The 21,804-nt window shown below is 60.7% G+C and carries 21 protein-coding genes; 8 read left to right on the plus strand and 13 right to left on the minus strand.

All coding sequences use genetic code 11. From position 1 onward, the window contains the following. Positions 1–208: 208 nt before the first annotated feature. The 8 genes from ppa to exaC all read right to left on the minus strand — a co-directional run bounded on the left by ppa (position 209) and on the right by exaC (position 8,441). A complete protein-coding gene (gene ppa, locus ASE98_RS20970) occupies positions 209–736 on the minus strand; it encodes an inorganic diphosphatase (protein ID WP_003205933.1) in 528 nt (175 codons plus the stop codon). A 113-nt stretch (positions 737–849) separates the two neighbouring features. Next, positions 850–1,659 (minus strand): zinc-dependent peptidase, encoded by an 810-nt coding sequence (locus ASE98_RS20975; RefSeq protein WP_060543239.1) that lies wholly within the window; start codon positions 1,657–1,659, stop codon positions 850–852. 4 nt (positions 1,660–1,663) lie between these two features. After that, entirely contained in the window at positions 1,664–2,320 is a 657-nt protein-coding gene (locus tag ASE98_RS20980) for a DedA family protein (RefSeq protein ID WP_060543240.1), read from the minus strand. 232 nt (positions 2,321–2,552) lie between these two features. Further along, a complete protein-coding gene (locus ASE98_RS20985; protein WP_060543241.1) occupies positions 2,553–3,014 on the minus strand; it encodes a GNAT family N-acetyltransferase in 462 nt (153 codons plus the stop codon). A 113-nt stretch (positions 3,015–3,127) separates the two neighbouring features. Further along, positions 3,128–3,952 carry an ethanolamine ammonia-lyase subunit EutC gene (gene eutC / locus ASE98_RS20990; RefSeq protein WP_060543394.1) on the minus strand — a complete coding sequence of 275 codons (825 nt, stop codon included), beginning with the start codon at positions 3,950–3,952 and terminating at the stop codon, positions 3,128–3,130. Positions 3,953–3,960: 8 nt separating this feature from the next. Further along, entirely contained in the window at positions 3,961–5,355 is a 1,395-nt protein-coding gene (locus ASE98_RS20995) for an ethanolamine ammonia-lyase subunit EutB (protein ID WP_060543242.1), read from the minus strand. A 98-nt stretch (positions 5,356–5,453) separates the two neighbouring features. Beyond that, complete coding sequence (eutH, locus tag ASE98_RS21000; RefSeq protein WP_060543243.1) at positions 5,454–6,734, minus strand: ethanolamine utilization protein EutH; 1,281 nt, start codon at positions 6,732–6,734, stop codon at positions 5,454–5,456. 186 nt (positions 6,735–6,920) lie between these two features. Further along, positions 6,921–8,441 (minus strand): acetaldehyde dehydrogenase ExaC, encoded by a 1,521-nt coding sequence (exaC, locus tag ASE98_RS21005; RefSeq protein WP_060543244.1) that lies wholly within the window; start codon positions 8,439–8,441, stop codon positions 6,921–6,923. Positions 8,442–8,732: 291 nt separating this feature from the next. Between exaC and ASE98_RS21010 the strand changes: the two genes are divergently transcribed. From ASE98_RS21010 to ASE98_RS21025, 4 genes are all read left to right on the plus strand, one after another. Continuing rightward, positions 8,733–10,643 carry a sigma-54-dependent Fis family transcriptional regulator gene (locus ASE98_RS21010; RefSeq protein ID WP_060543245.1) on the plus strand — a complete coding sequence of 637 codons (1,911 nt, stop codon included), beginning with the start codon at positions 8,733–8,735 and terminating at the stop codon, positions 10,641–10,643. Positions 10,644–10,911: 268 nt separating this feature from the next. Beyond that, a complete protein-coding gene (mpl, locus tag ASE98_RS21015) occupies positions 10,912–12,261 on the plus strand; it encodes a UDP-N-acetylmuramate:L-alanyl-gamma-D-glutamyl-meso-diaminopimelate ligase (RefSeq protein WP_060543246.1) in 1,350 nt (449 codons plus the stop codon). Further along, positions 12,258–12,890: a flavin prenyltransferase UbiX gene (gene ubiX, locus ASE98_RS21020; RefSeq protein ID WP_060543247.1), complete on the plus strand. Its 633-nt coding sequence runs from the start codon at positions 12,258–12,260 to the stop codon at positions 12,888–12,890. The genes mpl and ubiX overlap by 4 nt, the downstream gene beginning before the upstream one ends. Next, positions 12,883–13,167 carry a YceK/YidQ family lipoprotein gene (locus ASE98_RS21025; RefSeq protein WP_060543248.1) on the plus strand — a complete coding sequence of 95 codons (285 nt, stop codon included), beginning with the start codon at positions 12,883–12,885 and terminating at the stop codon, positions 13,165–13,167. The genes ubiX and ASE98_RS21025 overlap by 8 nt, the downstream gene beginning before the upstream one ends. Before the next feature lie 145 nt (positions 13,168–13,312). Here the strand turns inward: ASE98_RS21025 and ASE98_RS21030 are convergent, their stop codons facing one another. From ASE98_RS21030 to ASE98_RS21040, 3 genes are all read right to left on the minus strand, one after another. Then, on the minus strand, positions 13,313–13,954 hold the full coding sequence (locus tag ASE98_RS21030; RefSeq protein ID WP_060543249.1) for an oxidoreductase: 642 nt from the start codon (positions 13,952–13,954) through the stop codon (positions 13,313–13,315). Positions 13,955–13,981: 27 nt separating this feature from the next. Further along, complete coding sequence (locus ASE98_RS21035; RefSeq protein ID WP_060543250.1) at positions 13,982–15,700, minus strand: C13 family peptidase; 1,719 nt, start codon at positions 15,698–15,700, stop codon at positions 13,982–13,984. A gap of 114 nt (positions 15,701–15,814) precedes the next feature. Next, entirely contained in the window at positions 15,815–16,270 is a 456-nt protein-coding gene (locus ASE98_RS21040; protein ID WP_060543251.1) for a MaoC family dehydratase, read from the minus strand. A gap of 195 nt (positions 16,271–16,465) precedes the next feature. Here ASE98_RS21040 and ASE98_RS21045 point away from each other — a divergent pair, with 195 nt between their 5' ends. The 3 genes from ASE98_RS21045 to ASE98_RS21055 are packed head-to-tail and all read left to right on the plus strand — an operon-like array spanning position 16,466 to position 18,143. Further along, on the plus strand, positions 16,466–16,828 hold the full coding sequence (locus ASE98_RS21045) for a CidA/LrgA family protein (protein WP_060543252.1): 363 nt from the start codon (positions 16,466–16,468) through the stop codon (positions 16,826–16,828). A 2-nt stretch (positions 16,829–16,830) separates the two neighbouring features. Continuing rightward, the gene (locus ASE98_RS21050; protein ID WP_177336992.1) at positions 16,831–17,541 is read left to right on the plus strand and encodes an LrgB family protein; all 711 of its coding nucleotides are present in this window, start codon (positions 16,831–16,833) and stop codon (positions 17,539–17,541) included. Positions 17,542–17,552: 11 nt separating this feature from the next. Next, the gene (locus tag ASE98_RS21055; protein WP_060543254.1) at positions 17,553–18,143 is read left to right on the plus strand and encodes an LON peptidase substrate-binding domain-containing protein; all 591 of its coding nucleotides are present in this window, start codon (positions 17,553–17,555) and stop codon (positions 18,141–18,143) included. Between the two features lie 9 nt (positions 18,144–18,152). Here ASE98_RS21055 and ASE98_RS21060 read toward each other — a convergent pair whose 3' ends face one another. Next, positions 18,153–19,472 (minus strand): bifunctional DedA family/phosphatase PAP2 family protein, encoded by a 1,320-nt coding sequence (locus ASE98_RS21060; protein WP_060543255.1) that lies wholly within the window; start codon positions 19,470–19,472, stop codon positions 18,153–18,155. 141 nt (positions 19,473–19,613) lie between these two features. Continuing rightward, the gene (locus tag ASE98_RS21065; protein ID WP_060543256.1) at positions 19,614–20,309 is read right to left on the minus strand and encodes a DNA-3-methyladenine glycosylase; all 696 of its coding nucleotides are present in this window, start codon (positions 20,307–20,309) and stop codon (positions 19,614–19,616) included. A gap of 188 nt (positions 20,310–20,497) precedes the next feature. Here ASE98_RS21065 and ASE98_RS21070 point away from each other — a divergent pair, with 188 nt between their 5' ends. Beyond that, positions 20,498–21,769: a glutamate-5-semialdehyde dehydrogenase gene (locus ASE98_RS21070; RefSeq protein ID WP_060543257.1), complete on the plus strand. Its 1,272-nt coding sequence runs from the start codon at positions 20,498–20,500 to the stop codon at positions 21,767–21,769. Positions 21,770–21,804 lie beyond the last annotated feature (35 nt).

Consider the following 21,804-nt stretch of genomic DNA (forward strand, 5'->3'; position numbering starts at 1 on the left):
GGATAAGGCTTTGAATAAACGCTATGTTCAAAATCAGCGGGAAATTCGAGACCGGATGTAAGACGCTCTTGGGGAAAATTAAACAGGAAATATCGAGATAAGATCGAATTAAACGTGCTGTGTGGTTGGTGCTTTTTCGCGGCCAAAAAAAACCCCGGCTTAACCGGGGTTTTTTTTGTCGCTAGCAGCTAAAAGCTACTGGCTGTACTTAGCCTTTATAGGCCGCAACCGACTTGGTGATCGCTTCGCGGGCGGCGTCTGCGCCGGCCCAGCCTTCGATCTTCACCCATTTGCCTTTTTCGAGATCTTTGTAGTTCGCGAAGAAGTGCTCGATCTGCTGGATCAGCAGTGGCGGCAGGTCGGTGTATTCCTTCACGTCGACGTACAGCTGGGACAGCTTGTCGTGTGGAACTGCGATGACTTTGGCATCGCCGCCGCCGTCGTCGGTCATGTTCAGGATGCCGACCGGGCGAGCGCGGATTACCGAGCCTGGCGCAACCGGGTAAGGGGTCACGACCAGCACGTCGAGGGGGTCACCGTCGTCAGCCAGGGTGTTCGGGATGTAACCGTAGTTGGCCGGGTAGAACATTGGGGTGGCCATGAAACGGTCAACGAACAGGCAATCGCTGTCTTTGTCGATTTCGTATTTGATCGGCGCGTGGTTGGCCGGAATCTCGATCGCGACGTAGATGTCGTTCGGCAGGTCTTTGCCAGCCGGAATCTTGCTGTAGCTCATTGGGCGTTGCCCCCGTTAGTTGACCAGAAACACTTGGCCGGATTGACCAAAAAGTGGCGGCGATTATAGGCATATTCCTACGGCGACGCCATGTACCAGAGGTCGTGTAGTCATCAGTGAGCCCGGTAGACCGGATCTTGCGCCAGAAGTTGCCGAAGCCGGCCCAGCGGGTCCTGTCGATAGAACAGTTGCAGCTGTTCATAGACCTGTGGATACGCTTCGTGGAGCAGATCCGGGGCGCTGAAGAAGTATTCGCTGGTGACGGCAAAGAACTCGGCAGGGTTTTCCGCGGCGTAGGGGTCGATGGCGGTTTCTGCGTCGGGGTTGCGCTCCAGTTGCCGGTCGAGGTCGTCGTAGGCCTCTTGCATGATCCTGGCCCAGTCGCTGACCCGCATGTCGGCGTGCAACGGCGGCAGGCCGTTGGCGTCGCCGTTGAGCATGTCGAGTTTGTGCGCCAGTTCGTGAATCACCAGGTTGTAGCCTTCCCAGCCGCCGCTGGCCATCACGCCCGGCCAGGCGAGGATGATCGGACCTTGCTGCCAGGCTTCGCCGCTGTGTTCGCCGTCCCACTCGTGCTCCACACCACTGGCGTCGCGATGACGCTGGGGGCTGAGAAAGTCGTCGGGGTAGAGAATGATCTCGTGGAAACCCTGATACCAGTTGAGGTCGCCCAGATGCAGCAGCGGCAGTTGCGCCTGGGCGGCGAGCAGCAGGCGTTGTTCCTGGTGCAGTTCGACACCGGGCAGGGCTGTCAGGTGTTTGTCTTCGAGAAACAGTACGCAGGCTTCGCGCAGCCAGCGGTCTTCGGCGGCGCTGATGCCATCGAGAAAGCTCAGGTGATGGCGCACCCGTTGCCACATGTCATCGGCAATCGGGTGCCTGGCCAGGATGCGCCGGCGACGCCAGGCGCTGAGGGACCACATGCTGTCAGCGTGATTCGGCTTTGGGATTGGAGCCGCCGAGACGGCTGCGCACGACGCTGATGATCATTGGCAACAGCGACAGCAGGATGATCCCGACCACCAGCAGCGACAGATTCTGCTTGATGAACGGCACGTTGCCGAAGAAGAAGCCGAGGGTCACCAGGCCGCCAACCCACAAAATGGTGCCGAGTACGCTGAAGGCGAAGAAACGTGGGTACGGCATCTTGCCGACGCCGGCGACGAATGGGGCGAAGGTGCGGATGATGGGCAGGAAACGCGCCAGGGTCACGGTTTTGCCGCCGTGCTTGTCATAGAAATCATGGGTTTGTTGCAGGTAATCGCGGCGGAATATTTTCGAGTCCGGGTTGCTGAACAGCTTTTCCCCGGCTGTTCGCCCAATCAGGTAGTTGGTGCTGTCACCGAGAATCGCCGCCAGCATCAGCAGGCCGCCGAGCAATACCGGGTCCATGCCGCCACCCGCCGCAACGGCGCCGGCAATGAACAGCAGGGAGTCGCCCGGCAGGAAGGGCATGACCACCAGGCCGGTTTCACAGAAGATCACCATGAAAAGAATCGCGTAGATCCAGGTCCCGTAGTTGGTCACGAGCATGTCGAGGTAGACGTCGAGATGCAGGATGAGATCGATCGGGTTGAAATCCATGGAAAGCACCTATGGTGATGGCCCGGCTCAGCAGGCCTGTGCGGATGACTTCGCGTAAGACTACATGCATGCGTAGTTTATTCTTACAAGCCGGAAAAGGTCGGCATTATACGGGCCGTGAGATGAAAAGCGCGTCGAGATTGTAGCGGGGGATGTTTTCGGGGGACGGGCAGGGTGGTGCAAAGATCGTCCGAAGGCTCGGGCCGGTTCGGACGATCTCTTGCGAGGCTATTTACAGTTCGTCGCTGATCGGCAGCACGTAGTTCTTGAACTGGGTATCCACCTTGAATCCGATGGATTCATAGGTTTTCTGCGCGACTTCGTTGTTGCTGCTGGTGGAAACGCGCATGCGCACGGCATTGGTTTCCTTGGCCATTTTTTTTGCGGTGCGGATCAGATTGTCGGCGACCAACTGGCGGCGGGCGTCTTCGGCGACAAAGATGTCGTTGAGAATCCACACGCGTTTGAGCGAAAGCGAAGAAAAGCTGGGGTACAACTGACAGAAGCCCATCAGTTTGTTGTTGTCATCATCGGCCAGGGCCAGGTAGATCACCGATTCCTTGCGGCGCAGGCGTTTTTCGAGGAACGCCCGCGACGAGTCCGGGTACGGCAGGGAACCATAAAACTCGCGATATCTGACGAACAAGGGCACTAGCAGGTCCAGGTGTTCGAGGGTCGCTTGAATAATCCGCATCGTAGGTCTCGTCTTCAAGTGGCTGTCTAACGTCATTTGACGGCAACGGGAAACCTTGGCGGCCGCGGAACGATCGTGCCTGAAACCGCAACACAAACGCAATGTGGAACGGTTCAGGTTTGCGGTGGGTCGAGTAGAAAGTTGCCTTTGAGCTCTGTGCCCGGGGCTGCTTCCAGCGTTTGCAGTTGCGCTTCGTCCTTCAGATTGACCCCTGAAAGCTGTCGCCGACAGGCTTCGCGCATCAAATAAAGCAAACGATGTGCCGCCACGCCATAGCTCAGCCCTTCAAGCCGGACATTGGAGATGCAGTTGCGCCAGGCATCGGTCAGGCCGACTTTGGGATTGTAAGTGAAATATAATCCCAGGCTGTCCGGCGAGCTGAGGCCGGGGCGCTCGCCGATCAGGATCACGGTCATTTTTGCTCCCAGCAACTCGCCGATTTCGTCGGCGACTGCCACGCGCCCCTGTTCCACCAGCATGACCGGTGCCATGGTCCAGCCATCTGCGGCACTCTGTTCTTCAAGGCGCGCCAGAAACGGCAGGGTGTGGCGATGAACCGCCAATGCCGACAGGCCATCGGCGACCACGATCACCAGATCCACCCCGCCAGGATGGGCGCTAGCGTACTCGCGCAAGCGCTGCGCCGACGCATCACTGAGTTTTCGCCCCAGATCGGGGCGCTGCAGGTAACTGTTGCGATCGATTGCCGCACTGTGCAACAGCAGGCTTTCGCGGCCCTGTTCGGCCAGCTGCGAGCTGAGGGTCGCATGGTCGAATGGCAGGTGCACGGCATCTCGCGCCTGGGCATGGGCGAACTGGAAGTCCAGCTGGGCGCGGGTTGGCAGGCTGGTACCGGTGCGGCCCAAGGCAATTCTTGCCGGGGTCAGGCGGCGCAATTCCAGCCAAGGGTTGTGCGGATCGTAGGGTGGTTTATCCATGTCGGCAGTCATCCCAGTTGTGCCAGGGCCTGACGGAAGGCGGCTGGCAAGTTGCTGCCAAACCTGACCTTGCCGTCCGCCTGGGTGAAGATGCCCGTTTTCGCCAGCCATTGCTCGAACTCCGGCGCCGGCTTGAGGCCAAGGGTCTGGCGGGCGTACAGCGCGTCATGAAACGAGGTGGTCTGGTAGTTGAGCATGATGTCGTCAGAGCCGGGAATGCCCATGATGAAGTTGATCCCGGCCACGCCCAGCAGGGTCAACAGGGTGTCCATGTCATCCTGGTCGGCCTCGGCATGGTTGGTGTAGCAGATGTCACAACCCATGGGCACGCCGAGCAACTTGCCGCAGAAATGGTCTTCGAGGCCGGCGCGGATGATCTGTTTGCCGTTGTAGAGGTATTCCGGGCCGATGAAGCCGACCACGGTGTTGACCAGAAACGGTTTGAAATGCCGTGCCACGGCGTAGGCGCGGGTTTCGCAGGTCTGCTGATCGACACCATGATGGGCATTGGCCGACAGGGCGCTGCCCTGGCCGGTTTCGAAATACATCAGGTTCTGCCCCAGGGTGCCGCGATTGAGGCTCAGGCCGGCGTCATAACCTTCCTGCAACAGGTTCAGGTTGATACCGAAACTGGCGTTGGCCGCTTCAGTGCCGGCGATCGACTGGAATACCAGGTCCAGTGGTACACCGCGATTGACGGCTTCGATCGAGGTGGTGACGTGAGTCAGTACGCAGGCCTGGGTGGGAATTTCGTAGCGCTGGATAATCGCGTCGAGCATTTCCAGCATCGTGCAAATCGACGCGATGCTGTCGGTGGCGGGGTTGATGCCAATCATGGCATCACCATTGCCGTGCAGCAGGCCATCGAGAATGCTGGCAGCGATCCCGGCCGGTTCGTCGGTGGGATGGTTGGGTTGCAGGCGCGTGGACAATCGGCCACGCAGGCCCAAGGTGCCGCGAAACTTTGTGACCACGCGGATTTTCTGGGCCACCAGCACCAGATCCTGTACGCGCATGATCTTCGACACGGCGGCGGCCATTTCCGGGGTCAGGCCGGGGGCCAGCGCGCGCAGGCTGTGTTCGTCGGCGGCGTCGCTGAGCAACCAGTCGCGGAAATCGCCGACGGTGAGGTGGCTGACGATGGCAAAGGCCTGCTTGTCATGGGTGTCGATGATCAACCGGGTAACTTCATCGGTTTCGTAGGGAATCAGCGCTTCCTGCAGGAAGTGACTCAGCGGGATGTCGGCCAGGGTCATTTGCGCGGCCACACGCTCGCCATCGTTGAGCGCGGCGACACCGGCCAGAAAGTCCCCGGAGCGTGCCGGGCTGGCTTTGGCCATGACGTCCTTGAGGTCGTCGAAGCGGTAGGTCTGGGCGCCCACGCTATGGGAAAAACTTGCCATTTCAGTCTCCGTTTCAAATGGGACAGTGCGCTGCCCGGGGCCGGCCTTGGCTGAGCATGCCACGCCCGGTGTGGGCAGCGCACTTCAATGCAGCGGACTCAGGCCGTTGCCTTGGTGCCGTCGGGGTGCAGGGTTTCCGGCAGTGGCAGGCCCAGGTACTCGCCCTTGGCAATGATCCCGGCGGCGCGGTCCTCGGCCTCCAGTTGCAAGGCCTTGGGTACCGACAGCCAATACGCCAGGCCCACGGCAATGAAACCTGCACTTATCTTGCCAATCAGCACCGGCACAATGATGGTGGGCTGGAAGTTGGCGGTGAAGGACAGGTGGTCGCCCAGCAGGAAGGCCGCGCACACGCCAAAGGCAATGTTGATCACTTTGTCTTTGGGCGGCATGAAGCGCACCAGGCGGAACATGGCCAGGATATTGGCGATGGTGGCCAGCATGCCGGCACTGCCAACGGCGCTCAGGCCGATCTTGCTGCCCAGGCTTTCCAGCGGTTTGCCCAGGTATTTGCGCAACAGGTAGACCATCGGGAAGGCGCCGGCCAGCATGATGCCGATATAGCCGGCGGTTTCCAGGGCGCGGGTCTGGTCCTCGGCGTCGGCGATGATCGGGTGGAACCCCCAGTTGCCGAACACCAGGGTGAACACGCCGGTGAAGTACTCGACGATGGAGAACACCAGCACCAGCTTGATCGCCGCGTCCAGGGTGCGGCCGAAAATGATGAAGCCTTTGATCATCAGGTCGGGCAAAAAGCGCAGGCCCAGGGCCAGGGCTACGACGAAGATCAGGATCGGCAACAGGTTGGCGAAGATGCTGCCCAGGCCCAGGGCCAATTGATAGGTGGCTTCGCCGTTGGTCGACACCAGTTCCCGGACCAGCGGGTTGCTGAACGCGAGGATGACACTGGCAATCAGCACGCCCAGGGGGATGGTCAGGATGCCCGACATGATGCCCAGGGCCATGTATTTATGGTCACGCTTGTCGAGCATTGCCAGGCCCATCGGGATCGAGAACACAATGGTTGCGCCGCCCATGAACCCGGTGATCAGCGCCATGACCAGGGCTTCTTTGCTGGCCGCCAGGCCCGAGGCGAGGTGATAGCCGCCCATGTCCGAGGCGATGATCATGGTCGCTGCCAGCGCCGGGTCTGCGCCCAGGGAGCTGAAGAACGGGCCGAAGGCTTTTTCGATGACCACGGTCAGGTAGGGGATGGACGCCATGATCCCCGCCGCTGGCACGAAGATGTGCCCCGTGGCGTGGATACCCTCCATGAATTCTTTACCAAGTCCTTCGTCGCTGTTGTAGATCGCCGCGAAGGCGCCGAGTACGGCGCAGAACATGATGAGATAGAGCACGTAGTTGCCGATCTGATCCAATGCGGACTCCTTTCTTATTGTTGTTTGCAAGCGCGGACGCTGTGTTTACCAAGGGCGCGCGGGCCTTTGCGTTTTTTTGCGTGCAGCCGTGCATCCGGCCGCCGACGGGGGCTGAATGCATTGGACAAAAAATGGGTCTTGCCGGAACAAGCCCCTCCCGGCGACCGAAGTCGCCGGGAGGCTCGATCAGAAGAAGCCCAGCGGATTGATGTCGTAGCTCACCAGCAGGTTTTTGGTCTGCTGATAGTGATCGAGCATCATCTTGTGGGTTTCACGACCGACGCCGGACTTCTTGTAACCGCCGAACGCAGCGTGGGCCGGGTACAGGTGGTAGCAGTTGGTCCACACACGACCGGCCTTGATGGCGCGGCCCATGCGGTAGGCGCGGTTGATGTCGCGGGTCCAGAGACCGGCACCCAGGCCGAACTCGGTGTCGTTGGCGATGGCCAGGGCTTCGGCTTCGTCCTTGAAGGTGGTGATGCTCACTACCGGGCCAAAGATTTCTTCCTGGAACACACGCATTTTGTTGGTGCCCTTGAGCAGGGTCGGCTGGATGTAATACCCGGTCGCCAGGCTGCCCTCGAGTTTTTCTACCTTGCCGCCGGTCAGCAGCTCGGCGCCTTCGCCCTTGGCGATTTCCAGGTACGAAAGGATTTTGTCGAATTGCTGTTCGGACGCCTGGGCGCCGACCATGGTGTCGGTGTCCAGCGGGTCGCCACGTTTGATCGACAGGACTTTTTTCATCACCTCTTTCATGAAGTCGTCGTAGATCGACTCTTGCACCAGGGCGCGAGACGGACAGGTGCAAACTTCGCCCTGGTTGAAGAACGCCAGCACCAGGCCTTCAGCGGCTTTTTCGATGAAGGACGGTTCGGCCTTCATGATGTCTTCGAAGAAGATGTTCGGCGATTTGCCACCCAGCTCCACGGTGGACGGAATGATGTTTTCGGCGGCGCATTTCATGATGTGCGAGCCGACCGGGGTCGAACCGGTGAACGCGATCTTGGCGATGCGCTTGCTGGTGGCCAGGGCTTCGCCGGCTTCTTTGCCGTAACCCTGGACAATGTTCAGCACGCCCGGTGGCAGCAGGTCGCCGATCAGTTCGATCAGCACGGTAATGCCCAGCGGGGTTTGTTCGGCAGGCTTGAGTACCACGCAGTTGCCGGCAGCGAGGGCCGGGGCGAGTTTCCAGGCGGCCATCAGGATCGGGAAGTTCCACGGAATGATCTGCCCAACCACGCCCAGTGGCTCATGGATGTGATAGGCCACGGTGTTGCCGTCGATTTCGGCAGCGCTGCCTTCCTGGGCGCGGATGCAGCCGGCGAAGTAGCGGAAGTGGTCGGCAGCCAGCGGAATGTCGGCGTTGAGGGTTTCACGCACGGCCTTGCCGTTGTCCCAGGATTCGGTGATTGCCAGCAGTTCCAGGTTCTGTTCGATGCGGTCGGCGATTTTCAGCAGCACCAGCGAGCGCGCCTGGGCGGACGTGGCGCCCCAGGCATCGGCAGCGGCGTGGGCAGCGTCCAGGGCCTTGTCGATGTCTTCGGCCGTGGAACGTGGGAATTCGGCAATGGGTTGGCCATTCACTGGCGAGGTATTGGTGAAGTACTGACCTTTGACAGGCGCGACGAACTCGCCGCCGATGTAGTTACCGTATTTGCTCTTGAACGAAACGATAGCGCCTTCAGTACCGGGGTGAGCGTAACGCATGATGAGTCTCTCCTTGCTTTTGTGCTTATAGGGAGGTGCGCATGTGCGCTTGTTATAAGCGTAGAGCAAAGGCCGGGCCAGCGCCCTGCAGCTCAGGCAAATCAAGGCTTTGCGCGGTTTTTGTCGGACGGGCGGAGGACCGCTGTGACGCTTTCGGTACAAGCTGGGTGACACTTTGTACCGTTGCTGGTACAGCGAGTGACTGACCAGTCTCGCCAGCATTGCAAAGCCCGCCCGGCTGGAGGATGCTCGGACGTGCGCGTCGCCGAGGACCGGGGAGAACAATAAGAAATGCACGACAACCACTTGAGTCGCCATGCCCAGCAAGTACTGACCGTGACCCAGGGCAAAGCCCACCTGCAAGGTCCTGGCAGCGATCCATCCATCGCCCGGTCCTGGCTGCGTTGCCTTGAGGACTATCACCTCGACCCGGCCCAGACCATGGCGCCGACAGTGCTGGAGCACGGCCGCGTCCTCGAAAGTCGCGAGCGCTTGCAGCAAGTGCTGCACATCGCCGGCAACGAGATGAACAGCCTGCACCAGCAACTCTCGGGCGCTGGCCACGCAGTGTTGCTGACCGACGCACGCGGCGTGATCCTCAACTGCGTCACCGCCCCCGCCGAGCGCAGGATTTTCGAGCGCGCCGGGCTATGGCTCGGCGCCGACTGGAGCGAAGCCTGCGAAGGTACCAACGGCATCGGCACCTGCCTGGTGGAGCGGCAATCGCTGACCATCCATCAGGACGAACATTTTCGCGGTCGGCACACCGGGCTGACCTGCTCGGCCAGCCCGGTGTTCGATCCCCATGGCGAACTGCTGGCGGTACTCGACGTGTCTTCGGCGCGACGCGATGTCTCCCGGCAGAGTCAGTTTCACACCATGGCCTTGGTCAATCTGTCGGCGAAGATGATCGAGAGCTGCTATTTCCTGCGCTGCTTCGATAACCAATGGCTGCTGCGTTTTCATTTGCAGGCCGAGTCTGTCGGGCTGTTCAGCGAAGGCTTGCTGGCGTTTGACGGGGAAGGGCGGATCTGCGCGGTCAACCAGAGTGCGCTGAACCTGTTGGGGCATATTCGTGGCGGTTTATTGGGCAAGCCGGTTGAGGCGTTCTTCGATTGTTCACTGGACGAACTGCTCGGCCGAGCGTGCGTGAACGCCAGCGCCAGTTGGCCGTTGCGCACCCGTGACGGGCGCTGCCTGTTCGCAGTGTTGCGCGGGCAAGCCCGCCGCGCGCCCATGCCGCTGGTGCCCGCGCCAGTGGTTGAAGAGCGTGCGCAAATTCCTGGCATCTGCCTGGGTGATGCGACGTTGCAGGCAGATTTTCGCAAGGCTCTGCGCGTGTACGAGCGAGACGTGCCGTTACTGGTCAACGGTGAAACCGGATCGGGCAAAGAAGCGTTCGCCAAAGCGATTCATCACGCCAGTCAACGCGCCGACAAAGCCTTCGTCGCCCTCAATTGTGCGGCGATTCCCGAGAGCCTGATTGAAAGCGAGTTGTTCGGTTATCGCGGTGGCAGCTTCACCGGTGCGCGCAAGGAAGGTATGCGCGGCAAGTTGCAACAGGCCGATGGTGGCACCTTGTTCCTCGATGAAATCGGCGATATGCCGCTGGCCCTGCAGACACGGTTGTTGCGAGTGCTGGAAGACCGGCAGGTCGTGCCGATCGGCGGCGAGCCGGAGTCGGTGAATGTGCGGATCATCAGCGCCACCCACCGTGACCTGCTGGGACGGGTGCAGGACGGTAGTTTTCGCGAAGATTTGTATTACCGCCTCAATGGGCTGGAAGTGGCATTGCCGGCATTGCGTGATCGCACGGACAAATCGCAACTGCTCGACTTCCTGCTGGCCGAAGAGGCCGCTGGGGACAGCGTGCTGATCGACGCGCCGGCGCGGGAAGCCTTGTTGAGTTTTGCCTGGCCTGGCAACGTGCGGCAGTTACGCAATGTGCTGCGAACGTTGGCGGCGTTGTGTGACAACGGGCGTATCGGGCTTGAGGATTTACCGGCGATGATTCGTCAGGCGCGGCCGGCGGCATTGCCGGTTGAGGGGGCGTCCGGGCATCCTCTGGAGGATGCTGAGCGGCTGGCGTTGTTGAGTGCGCTGGAGCATACGCGCTGGCATATGACGCATACGGCGCAGCAGTTGGGGGTGAGCCGCAATACGTTGTATCGCAAGTTGCGTAAGCATGGGATTGCGCGGTAGACCTCAAAAGCGCCCTGACCCTAACCCTCTCCTGGAGGGGACTGACCGAGTTGTCTGTCAATGATTTCGCGGCCTGATATTTCCAGGTGAACCGAGAATATGAAACCAACCGAGATCAGCTCCCTTACCCCTCTCCCCATTGGGGTGAGGGGATGGATCTCGAGCAAAACGCAAGACTCCAAAGCCACCATCCCTCGGTCCCCTCACCTAAAGAGTGCGATTTTCCCCTCCCTAAGCTAACCTGCGGCCATGTTTTACGAGGTCGACTATGCACATTCATATTCTGGGTATCTGCGGCACCTTCATGGGTTCGATGGCGGTTCTGGCCAAAGAGCTGGGCCATCACGTGACGGGCTCTGATGCCAACGTCTATCCGCCGATGAGCACTCAGCTGGAGGCCCAGGGCATTGAGCTGACCCAAGGCTACGACCCTGCGCAACTCGATCCGGCGCCGGACCTGGTGGTGATCGGCAACGCCATGTCGCGGGGCAATCCCGCCGTGGAATACGTACTGAACAAAGGCCTGCCTTACGTCTCGGGGCCGCAGTGGCTGGCCGATCACGTGCTGCAAGGGCGCTGGGTACTGGCGGTTGCCGGTACCCACGGCAAGACCACCACCAGCAGCATGCTCGCCTGGGTGCTGGAGTACGCCGGCATGAGCCCGGGCTTTTTGATCGGTGGCGTACCGCAGAATTTCTCGGTGTCGGCCCGATTGGGCGGCACCCCGTTTTTCGTGATTGAAGCCGATGAGTACGACAGTGCGTTCTTCGACAAGCGCTCCAAGTTCGTACACTACCGTCCGCGCACGGCGATCCTGAACAACCTGGAATTCGACCACGCCGATATCTTCCCGGACCTGCCGGCCATCGAGCGCCAGTTCCATCATTTGGTGCGGACCATCCCGAGCGAAGGCCTGGTGATTCATCCGACCACTGAGCCGGCTTTGCAGCGCGTCATCGAGATGGGCTGCTGGACCCCGGTGCAAACCACCGGCGCTGGCGGCCAGTGGCAGGTCAAGCTGCTCAGCGAAGACGGTTCGAAGTTCGAAGTGATGTTCGAAGGCGTCGCCCAAGGTGTGGTCGAGTGGGACATGACCGGTCAGCACAACGTCGCCAACGCACTGGCCACGTTGGCGGCCGCGCGCCATGTCGGTGTGGTGCCGTCCATGGGTATCGCCGCATTGAGCGCGTTCAAGAGCGTGAAGCGGCGGATGGAAAAAGTCGCGGACGTGCGTGGCATTACCATCTATGACGACTTCGCTCACCACCCGACAGCCATCGCCACCACGCTGGACGGTCTGCGCAAACGCATCGGCGATGCTCCGTTGATTGCGATCATCGAACCACGTTCCAACTCCATGAAGCTCGGTGCTCACCGCGATGGCTTGCCGGAAAGCGTGGTCGATGCCGATCAGGTGATCTGGTACGCGCCGGCCAACCTCGGCTGGGATCTGGCGGGCACCGCTGCGTTGTGCACCGTACCGTCGATTGTCAGTGATTCCCTGGAAGGCATCATCGAGCGTGTGAAGAGCCAGGCTCAACCCGGCACTCACGTGGTGATCATGAGCAACGGCGGCTTTGGCGGCCTGCACGGCAAACTCGCCGAGGCGCTCAAATGAACAACGGTCCGGACCGCATCACTCTGGCGATGACCGGCGCTTCGGGCGCCCAGTATGGTCTGCGCCTGCTCGACTGCCTGGTGCGGGAAGATCGAGAAGTGCACTTCCTGATCTCCAAGGCCGCGCAATTGGTGATGGCCACGGAAACCGACGTTACGCTGCCGGCCAAGCCGCAGATGATGCAAGCCTTCCTCACCGAATACACCGGTGCTGCCGCAGGGCAGATTCGCGTCTACGGCAAGGAAGACTGGATGTCGCCGGTGGCCTCGGGTTCCGGCTCGCCGTCGGCGATGGTGGTGGTGCCGTGCTCCACGGGCACCCTGTCTGCCATCGCCACGGGCGCTTGCAACAACCTGATCGAACGCGCCGCCGATGTGACGCTCAAGGAACGACGCCAGCTGATTCTGGTGCCTCGTGAGGCGCCGTATTCGAGCATTCATCTGGAGAACATGCTCAGGTTGTCGAACATGGGCGTGACAATCCTGCCTGCGTCGCCGGGCTTTTATCATCAACCGCAAACCATTGATGATCTGATCGATTTCGTCGTGGCGCGGATTCTCAACCTGTTGAACATTCCTCAGGACATGCTGCCGCGTTGGGGCGAGCATCATCTGACCAGTGATGAATAAGCTGCTGGCGATTGTGCTGGCGCTGCAACTGGCTGGTTGCGCCACGGCACGCACCCTCGATGCGGCCAAGCCGGGGGCGCCGGTGGTGTACTCGGGAACTCGTCTGGATTGGTATGCGATCCAAGGGGGTTGTTGCGCCATGGACCGATTCGGTGCCGAAGCACCGAGTTATCCCGGCGTCGACCTGCCGGCCAGTGCGTTGCTCGACACGCTGCTGTTGCCGTTGTCATTGCTGACCGTGCTTGGAGTAGGTTTTCAGGCGACCGGGGGATTGTAGGAGGAAGCGCTTTTGTGGCGAGGGGGCTTGCCCCCGTAGGGCTGCGAAGCAGCCCCCAACAAGGTCATCTCCGTTTTACAGATACACCACACGCACAGGATTTGCGCGCAGCCGTACGGGGGCAAGCCCCCTCGCCACAGGTCCGCTATTTACCTAATTTGCGTAGTTCATCGGATTCAATAACCCGCACGCCATCCTGTTCTTCCAGGGCCAGGCGCCACATCGCGCGGGCCAGTTGGCAGGCTTCGATGCCATGGTATTTACCGGGGATCAGCCGTGACAGCGGGCCGGCGAGTTTTTCGCCCAGGCGCGGTTCGGTGCGTTCGCCCAGCAGCAGCGAAGGGCGGCAGATGGTCAGCTGCGGCCAGTCCTGCGCGCGCAATGCCAGTTCCATCTCACCTTTGACCCGATTGTAGAAAATCGACGATTTCGGATCAGCCCCTAAGGCGCTGATCACGATCAGGTGTCGTGCGCCCATTTCCCGGGCGCGTTTGGCAAACGCCACCACCATGTCCAGATCCACCGCGCGAAATGCCTGTTCGGAGCCCGCCTGCTTGATGGTGGTACCCAGGCAGCAATAGGCGATATCGACGCGCCCGTTCAACTGCGGAAGAAACACCATCGGGTCGCCGATAGGGTTTTCCAGGTGCGGGTGCGTGGCCAATGGCCGGCGAGAAGGCGCCAGCACGCGGGTGATCGTTGGTTCGTTCAGCAAGCGATCCAGCAAGTGTTCACCGGTCAAGCCGGTGGCTCCGGCAAGCAGCACGTGTTGAGGCGTCAAGTACATAGTGTTTCTCCCTTGATACTGTTCAGCTTAGTTGCTGTTTGTATCCTTGCTGTCGTTAGAGACACTTTGTAATGCCTTTCGTGCCTGTTGCTTGCGTAACAACTGCCAGTGCGAGAGGACGGTTTTCGGTGCCCAGAGCTGCGGCTCGGAGGCCTCGAAACCGTCCGCCAGTTCACGCTCGGCGACGGTAGCCTTGGCCAGCTTGAAGGCTTGCTCCAGATCATCGGTCTGGTTCAGGGCCTGGGCAAACAGGGCGTCGCCAAAGTAGGTGAAGTTGGCTTCTTCTGAGCAACCGAAGGAAACCCGATCAGCCCGGGACGCCGTGATGATCAGCGTGCGTTCATCCTTGAGGGCGGGGATGAAACCGCCGGAGTAGCAGGCGGAAATCACGATGACCTTGTCACGGTTTTTCAGCGGGGCCAGGACGGCAGCCATTTCGTCGGCCGGCAGATCCGCCAGTTCCATGCGTGGTTGTTCGAGTACCAGTTCGTGTTCGGCGGTGCCGTGGCTGGTCAGGTAGATGAAAACCAGATCCTCCGGGCCACTGCGTTCGGCCAGCGTCACAGCGGCGCGGCGCAGGTTTTCCCGGGTGGCCATCGGGCGGTCGCCGAGGTGGTCGCGATGGTTCACCAGGCGGATCTGGCCATAGGCGCCGAAGCGCGAGGTGAGCATGTTGGCGACGTAATCAGACTCGCGCAGGAACACGCTCTGCTTGCCGTCACCGCCCAGGGTCAGCGAATAGAGTTCCACTGCCGGGGTTGAGGCCGGCACACTGGCCAGTGCTTCTTCGAGCAGGCGTCCCTGGGCCAGCAGGCCGAGTTCCAGTGTGTCAGGCAGCAATTTGCCGTCGGCGTCCCGCACGCGCTGGCCGTTGATCCAGGTGCCGCTCATGACGGTGCCGTCGGTCAGTACCAGGGTGCCGCGACCCTGATAGCTGTCGTTGTCGAACTGCCCGGTGTAGAAGCTGCCGTCGGCCAGGTTCAAGCGACCCTGGCCGGTAAATCGCCAGTCGTTGAAATGGCCGATGTAATGGCTGCCGTCGGCACCGATCAGCTCACCCTTGCCATTGAGCGAACCTTCCTTGAACTGACCCAGCCAGACGTCGCCGTCGGCGTTCTCGTAGCGTCCCTTGCCGTGCAGTTGATTGTTCTTGAAGCCGCCGACATAGATGTCGCCATCGGCGCTGTTGAATGTACCGTTACCTTCCAGCTGACCGTCGACGAAATGCCCGGTGAATTGATTGCCGCTGCCGTCGCCACGCTGGCCTTCGCCGTTGGGTTTGCCGCGGGTGAACTGGCCCTCATAACTACTGCCGTCTTCGAGTTCGAGGCGACCGAGACCGGAGTACTGATCGGCCTTGAATTCGCCGCGGTAGGTCATGCCGTTTTCTTTGAGGGTGCCTTCACCATCGCGCCGCCCGGACTTGAATCCGCCGCTGTAACTGCTGGCGCTGGTGGTCAGGCTGCCTTGGCCGTCAAACAGGCCCTGATTGAATTGCCCGCGATAAACCTCGCCGTTACTGCCGTGCCATTCGCCCCGGCCATGCCACTGGCCCTTGTCGAATTCGCCGGCGTACCAGCTGCCGTTCGGATAGTCGATGCGGCCCTGGCCTTGCAGCATTCCATTGACCAGTTCGCCGCGATAGCGTCCGCCGTCCGGCAGGCGGGCATCGGGAGGTAATGGCGATTCGCCATCCACGCAAGCGGTGAGCATCAGGGTCAAGGCAAGGAGTGCAAGTGGGCGCATAGCGGGTTCCGGGCAATTAGGCGACCGAGTATGCCGCAGCCATGTGCCCATATATAGGGCCGGGAGCAGGGAGAGGGCGCGAAACAGCGTGAGCTGTTTCGCATCCGGGACGTTTTACACGAAGCAAAGCGACAGAGGTTCGGCGACGTATGCCGGTTTGTCCGAGCCTTCGATTTCCAGGGTGGCGGTAGCCTTGAGTAGCCACTGGCCGGGTTTTTTCTCGATGACTTCGGTCAGCTCGACCTTGAGCCGCACCTTCGAATTGACCTTGACCGGTTGAATGAAGCGCACGCTGTCCAGGCCGTAATTGATCACCATCTTCAAGCCTTCAGGCATGACGAGGATGTCTTCCATCAGTTTCGGAATCAGCGACAGCGACAGGAAACCGTGGGCAATGGTGCAGCCAAACGGCGTTTGAGCAGCTTTGACCGGGTCGACGTGGATGAACTGAAAATCCCCTGTGGCTTCGGCGAACAGGTTGATGCGCTCCTGATCGATGGTGAGCCATTCGGAACTTCCAAGTTCCTTGCCGATATAGTCATTTAGCTCCGCAACTGGAACATAGGGCATTGAGACACTCCTTGGATTCTTCACTTTTATAATTGTTGAGGGGGGGATTTCGACCTCCCGGCTTACTGCCTTAGATCAACATGGCAAAAGGCCCCGGTCAACTGCCGATGCGTTTGGCGAATGCCGATCCATAGCGCAGGCGTGCTTATAATGCGTGTGCCAATGCGGGTGATGGATTTTTGCGGGAGATCAACGATGTTGTTACGGGGCCTGACATGGCTGGTGCTGTTCCAATTGCTCGGCACGGCGATCAATCATTTGTTTTTGCCGGTGCTACCGGGTCCGATTGTCGGTCTGCTGTTGCTGCTGGTGTACCTCATCAGTCGAGGCCAGGTCGGTGAGCCGTTGAACCTGGCAGCCGGCAGCCTGCTGCGCTATCTGCCATTGCTGCTGGTACCGCCGGCGGTGGGTGTGATGGTTTACGCCAAGGACATTGCCGCCGACTTCTGGGCCATCGTCGGTGCGCTGGTTCTGTCGCTGCTGCTGTCCATGGCCTTTGCCGGTGTGCTGATGCAACGCATGGTCAAACGTCATACGCACCCTGAGGACGGCCAATGATCCTGGACTGGCACGGCGCCTGGACGTCGGTAATTCATCATCCACTGTTCGGCATCGGCATTACCCTTGGCGCCTATCAACTGGTGTTGGCAGCCTACGAAAAAACCCGCTGGATCTTTTTGCAGCCTGTGCTGGTCTCCATGTTGTTGGTGATCGGCGTGCTGGTGAGTTGTGGCCTGACATACGCCGAGTACCGCAAGAGCACCGAAATTCTCAGCATTCTGCTTGGCCCGGCCACTGTCGCGCTGGCGGTACCGCTGTACCTCAACCTGCGACGGATTCGGCAGTTGTTCTGGCCGATATTTACTACGCTGGTGATAGGCGGCGTGGTGGCCACCGCAATGGGCGTACTGCTCGGCTGGTGGTTCGGGGCCGAACACATGATCCTGATGACCATGGCACCGAAGTCCGTGACCTCGCCAATCGCCATGCTGGTGGCCGAGCAGATCGGTGGCGTCGCGGCGCTGGCGGCTGTGTTTGTGCTGATAACCGGTGTGATCGGCGCGATCTTCGGCCCGAGCCTGTTGACCCGGCTCGGCGTGCACAGTCCCGAAGCCCGGGGCATGGCCCTGGGTATGACCGCCCACGCCGTGGGCACCTCGGTGGCGTTGCAGGAAAGTGAAGAGTGCGGTGCCTTCGCCGCGCTGGCGATGAGTCTGATGGGCGTGGCCACGGCGGTGTTGCTGCCGCTGGCGGTATCGATGGTGGTGTAAAGGAAATGTCTATGAGTCTGCCGCTTTTTCCACTGAACACGGTGCTGTTTCCGGGCTGCATCCTCGACTTGCAGATTTTCGAGGCGCGCTACCTGGACATGATCGGCCGCTGCATGAAGCAGGGCGGCGGCTTTGGCGTGGTATGCATCCTTGATGGCGAGGAAGTTGGCCTTGCTCCCGAGGGGTATGCGCTGGTGGGCTGTGAAGCGCTGATCACCGATTTCAAGCAGCAGGATAATGGCCTGTTGGGTATCCGCGTGCAGGGCGCGCGGCGTTTCAATGTGCTGCGCAGCGAAGTCCAGCGCGATCAATTGACCGTCGCCGAGGTCGAGTGGCTGGAAGACGAGCCGGAGCAACCGTTGCAGGACGAGGATGCCGACCTGGTCGCCTTGCTCAAGGCCCTGGCGGAGCATCCGATGGTCGAGGCCCTGAACATGGGTACTGAAGCGACCGGTCAGCAATCGCTGGCCAATCAGCTGGCCTACCTGTTGCCGTTTGCCGAAGTGGACAAGATTGATCTGCTGCAACTCGATGATCCGCAGCAGCGACTGGATGCCATTCAGGCGCTGCTGGATGAATTACAGGGTGAGTTGTTTGCCTGACAGGCCTGGTTACTGATAGGCATACCGCAACAGCGTATGGGGCAAATGCCGCAATACGAAGAACCCGAACAACGCTACCAGTGCCGGCAGTACCAGCCACCAGACCCTGGTTGGCATAGCGGTAAGCGGCGCCTGGCGCTGGGTCAACCAGAGGCTGGCCGCGCAGATACAAGCCGCCAGCATCGCACCAGCCAAGACATCCGTCGGCCAGTGAACGCCGAGGTAGACCCGGGAAAGGGCGATCGCCAGTGCCGGCAAGCAAGCCACCAGCAACCAGGTCAGGCGCATCCGTGGTGGTTGTCCGCGACCCGCCAGTACGGCCAGGGTCAGGAATAGAGCGAACGCTCCCGATGCATGGCCACTGGGCATGCTGTAACTGGTCAGCGGATCGCTGAGCACTTCCGGGCGCACGCGGGCGAAGAAAAACTTGGTCCCGGTATTGGCCAGCGATGTGCAGAGCAGGGTGGCGCAGGCGAAAATCGCATGCCGCCACTGCCGGGTAATAAGCAGCAGCGCTACCAGCAACCCACTGAACATCAGCATGTAGTGGAACTCGCCGATCAAGGTGAAAACCACGGCCACTTCATCCAGCGCCGGGCTGCGGTGTTCCTGCACCAGGGTCATCACCCCCTGATCAAGGGCGCTGAGGTGCGGATAGCCGATAAACAGACCGGCAAGGATCAGCAAACTCATGCCGGCAATGAACAGCGTGGCTCGGCGGTGTTGGCGCAGGCTGCTGGTTGCACTGATCCCGACCATGGCCGCAATGCTGGCGGCAACGACCCCGGCCTGCAGCCAGAAACCCTCGGGCAATGGCAGGCGAATCGCCGCGCCGGTAGCCCAGCCAGGCATCAGATAAGCCACTGACCAACCCGCGCCGGCCAGCAGGCTGACGGCGAAGAATCGTGGAAAGGGCATATCGCACATGCCGGCGACCATCGGCAGCATTGGCCGCAGGGGCCCGATGAAGCGCCCGACCAACAGGCTGGCTATGCCGTAGCGCTGGAAATAGGCTTCGGCACCCGCGATCCATTCCGGGTGGTGGCGCAAGCCAGGCAGGCGCCGGATGTTCTGATGGAAGTGGCGCCCGAGGAAATACGAAACCACATCGCCCAGCACGCCGGCGAGAAAGCCCAGCAGCAAGGTTTCACTCAGTGACAGCGCACCGCTGCCGGCCAGCACCGCCACGGCGAACAGCAAAACCGTGCCGGGCACGATCAGCCCGGCAATCGCCAGGCATTCGACAAAGGCCACGATGAACACTGCCGCCGCCAGCCATTGCGGGTTGACCGCCAACCATCCGGTCACGCTATCGAGCCATGGGCCCATATTCAAAACTCCAGTTTATAAGTGCCTCCCCCTGTAGGAGCGAGCTTGCTCGCGATGATCGTTAACGATGACGCGCACTGCCTGCAACAAAGCGTCGCCTTCAGATTCATCGCGAGCAAGCTCGCTCCTACAGGGGGATGTTCATAGCAGTATGTAATCGTGACCTTCGATTTGCCCGCGACGCAGCGGGTTGCGCGTACAGTAGGGCGCATACGCTGCGTCGACGAAGCGGTACATCAAATGTTCGTCACGCCCGTGGGGAATGCCCAGGCGCGTGGTCTGAATAATGTGCGTCGGTACCGGCCCGACATCTTCCACCAGCAGAACTTCATGGTCAAAACGCTTGGCATCCCACACCGGTACTTTCAGTCCCAGGGCCTTGCACAGCAATGTCTGCCCGGAGCAGAGCTTTCGCGAAGGGCGAGGACGGCCCTGGGTATCGGGGTTGTTCAGCATCATTTGCGCCAGGCTGGCCGGCCCGCTGATCTGATCGACCCACGGATAAGCCGATTTGATCAGCACCGCGTTGCCGGGCCCCTGGGCGCTGAAGTTCAGCGAATCGCCGCCACGGGCGTAGTACATATAGATGTGGCCGCCATCCAGAAATAAAGCCTTACGCTTTTCCGTGTAGCCAAGTGAGGCGTGACTGCCTTTCTCGCTGCAGTAATAAGCTTCGGTTTCGATTATTCGAGCGCTGAGCCACAGGTCGCCGATCCGGTGGCGGATGACCTTGCCCAATAATTCCCGGGCCAGGACCTGGGCGTCCCGATCGAAAAAGGCGTCTCCAAGTGCCTTGGGCTGGGTCATTGCGTTCGCGCGAACAGTCAGATCGGACATGATAAGCGGCGTAATAAGGGCTGAATGAGTCGTGATGATAACAATTTGCAGCTTAATCGAGCCTGAATGCAGGCAAATCACCCTCCATTTCGACCATCCGCCCGTCACCGCTGTTAGTCAGGAGACGCGGCAGCTATAATCTGCCGCTTTACTCTTTGCCACGACCTTGGAAAAGGCCACGCCAGACCATGACTGAGTCCGTTCTTGACTACATGACCCGCCTGGGTCGCGCTGCCCGTGAAGCTTCCCGCGTGATCGGCCGTGCCAGCACCGCGCAAAAGAACCGCGCCCTGCAGGCTGCCGCCAATGCGCTGGACGCCGCTCGCGCCGAGCTGACCGCTGCCAATGAACAGGATCTGGCGGCTGGCCGTGCCAATGGGCTGGAGCCAGCGCTGCTGGAACGCCTGGCACTGACTCCGGCACGGATCGACGGCATGATCGTCGGGCTGCGTCAGGTTGCTGCCTTGCCGGACCCGGTGGGCGCTATCCGTGACATGAGCTACCGGCCGTCGGGTATCCAGGTGGGCAAGATGCGCGTGCCTTTGGGCGTGATCGGGATCATCTACGAGTCGCGGCCGAACGTGACCATCGATGCCGCCAGCCTGTGCCTGAAGTCTGGCAACGCGACTATCCTGCGTGGCGGGTCCGAGGCGATTCATTCCAATCGTGCCATCGCCGCCTGCATCCAGCGCGGCCTGGCCGAGGCCGATCTGCCGGCCGCGGTGGTGCAAGTGGTCGAAACCACGGATCGCGCTGCCGTCGGCGCGTTGATCACCATGCCCGAATACGTGGATGTCATCGTGCCCCGTGGCGGTCGTGGCCTTATCGAGCGCGTCAGTCGCGACGCCAGGGTGCCGGTGATCAAGCATTTGGACGGTATTTGCCACGTTTACGTCAGTGAGCACGCCGACCTGGCCAAGGCCCAACGCATCGCGTTCAACGCCAAGACTTACCGCTATGGCATCTGCGGCGCCATGGAAACACTGCTGGTCGATCAAACCGTTGCGAAAGATTTCCTGCCAGCTATGGCCGCCCAGTTCCGCGAAAAAGGCGTCGAGCTGCGCGGTTGTGAGCGCACCCGGGCGAACATCGAAGCGCTGCCGGCCACCGAAGAAGACTGGAGCACCGAATACCTGGCGGCGATCCTGTCGATCCGTGTGGTGGACGGACTGGACCAGGCCATCGAGCACATCAATCATTACGGTTCCCATCACACCGATTCGATCGTCAGCGAACACCAGGGCGACACCCGGCGTTTTGTGGCTGAAGTCGACTCCGCGTCGGTGATGATCAATACCCCGACGTGCTTCGCCGATGGCTTCGAATACGGTTTGGGTGCCGAGATCGGCATTTCTACTGATAAGCTGCACGCCCGAGGCCCGGTGGGTCTTGAGGGGCTGACCTGCGAGAAGTACATCGTGGTCGGTGATGGCCAGTTGCGCGGACAGGAGCCGGTCTGACTTGGGCGACTTCGACCCGTCAGCCCCGGTCACTG

The organism is Pseudomonas sp. Leaf48 (genome assembly GCF_001421885.1).
In the GTDB taxonomy this organism is placed as follows: domain Bacteria; phylum Pseudomonadota; class Gammaproteobacteria; order Pseudomonadales; family Pseudomonadaceae; genus Aquipseudomonas.

Excerpts from the sequence above, each read along its gene's own strand:
- ppa (WP_003205933.1), bottom strand. The coding sequence starts at position 736 with ATGAGCTACAGCAAGATTCCGGCTGGCAAAGACCTGCCGAACGACATC.
- ASE98_RS20975 (WP_060543239.1), bottom strand. The coding sequence starts at position 1,659 with ATGTGGTCCCTCAGCGCCTGGCGTCGCCGGCGCATCCTGGCCAGGCAC.
- ASE98_RS20980 (WP_060543240.1), bottom strand. The coding sequence starts at position 2,320 with ATGGATTTCAACCCGATCGATCTCATCCTGCATCTCGACGTCTACCTC.
- ASE98_RS20985 (WP_060543241.1), bottom strand. The coding sequence starts at position 3,014 with ATGCGGATTATTCAAGCGACCCTCGAACACCTGGACCTGCTAGTGCCC.
- eutC (WP_060543394.1), bottom strand. The coding sequence starts at position 3,952 with ATGGATAAACCACCCTACGATCCGCACAACCCTTGGCTGGAATTGCGC.
- ASE98_RS20995 (WP_060543242.1), bottom strand. The coding sequence starts at position 5,355 with ATGGCAAGTTTTTCCCATAGCGTGGGCGCCCAGACCTACCGCTTCGAC.
- exaC (WP_060543244.1), bottom strand. The coding sequence starts at position 8,441 with ATGCGTTACGCTCACCCCGGTACTGAAGGCGCTATCGTTTCGTTCAAG.
- ASE98_RS21010 (WP_060543245.1), top strand. The coding sequence starts at position 8,733 with ATGCACGACAACCACTTGAGTCGCCATGCCCAGCAAGTACTGACCGTG.
- mpl (WP_060543246.1), top strand. The coding sequence starts at position 10,912 with ATGCACATTCATATTCTGGGTATCTGCGGCACCTTCATGGGTTCGATG.
- ubiX (WP_060543247.1), top strand. The coding sequence starts at position 12,258 with ATGAACAACGGTCCGGACCGCATCACTCTGGCGATGACCGGCGCTTCG.
- ASE98_RS21025 (WP_060543248.1), top strand. The coding sequence starts at position 12,883 with ATGAATAAGCTGCTGGCGATTGTGCTGGCGCTGCAACTGGCTGGTTGC.
- ASE98_RS21030 (WP_060543249.1), bottom strand. The coding sequence starts at position 13,954 with ATGTACTTGACGCCTCAACACGTGCTGCTTGCCGGAGCCACCGGCTTG.
- ASE98_RS21035 (WP_060543250.1), bottom strand. The coding sequence starts at position 15,700 with ATGCGCCCACTTGCACTCCTTGCCTTGACCCTGATGCTCACCGCTTGC.
- ASE98_RS21040 (WP_060543251.1), bottom strand. The coding sequence starts at position 16,270 with ATGCCCTATGTTCCAGTTGCGGAGCTAAATGACTATATCGGCAAGGAA.
- ASE98_RS21045 (WP_060543252.1), top strand. The coding sequence starts at position 16,466 with ATGTTGTTACGGGGCCTGACATGGCTGGTGCTGTTCCAATTGCTCGGC.
- ASE98_RS21055 (WP_060543254.1), top strand. The coding sequence starts at position 17,553 with ATGAGTCTGCCGCTTTTTCCACTGAACACGGTGCTGTTTCCGGGCTGC.
- ASE98_RS21060 (WP_060543255.1), bottom strand. The coding sequence starts at position 19,472 with ATGGGCCCATGGCTCGATAGCGTGACCGGATGGTTGGCGGTCAACCCG.
- ASE98_RS21065 (WP_060543256.1), bottom strand. The coding sequence starts at position 20,309 with ATGTCCGATCTGACTGTTCGCGCGAACGCAATGACCCAGCCCAAGGCA.
- ASE98_RS21070 (WP_060543257.1), top strand. The coding sequence starts at position 20,498 with ATGACTGAGTCCGTTCTTGACTACATGACCCGCCTGGGTCGCGCTGCC.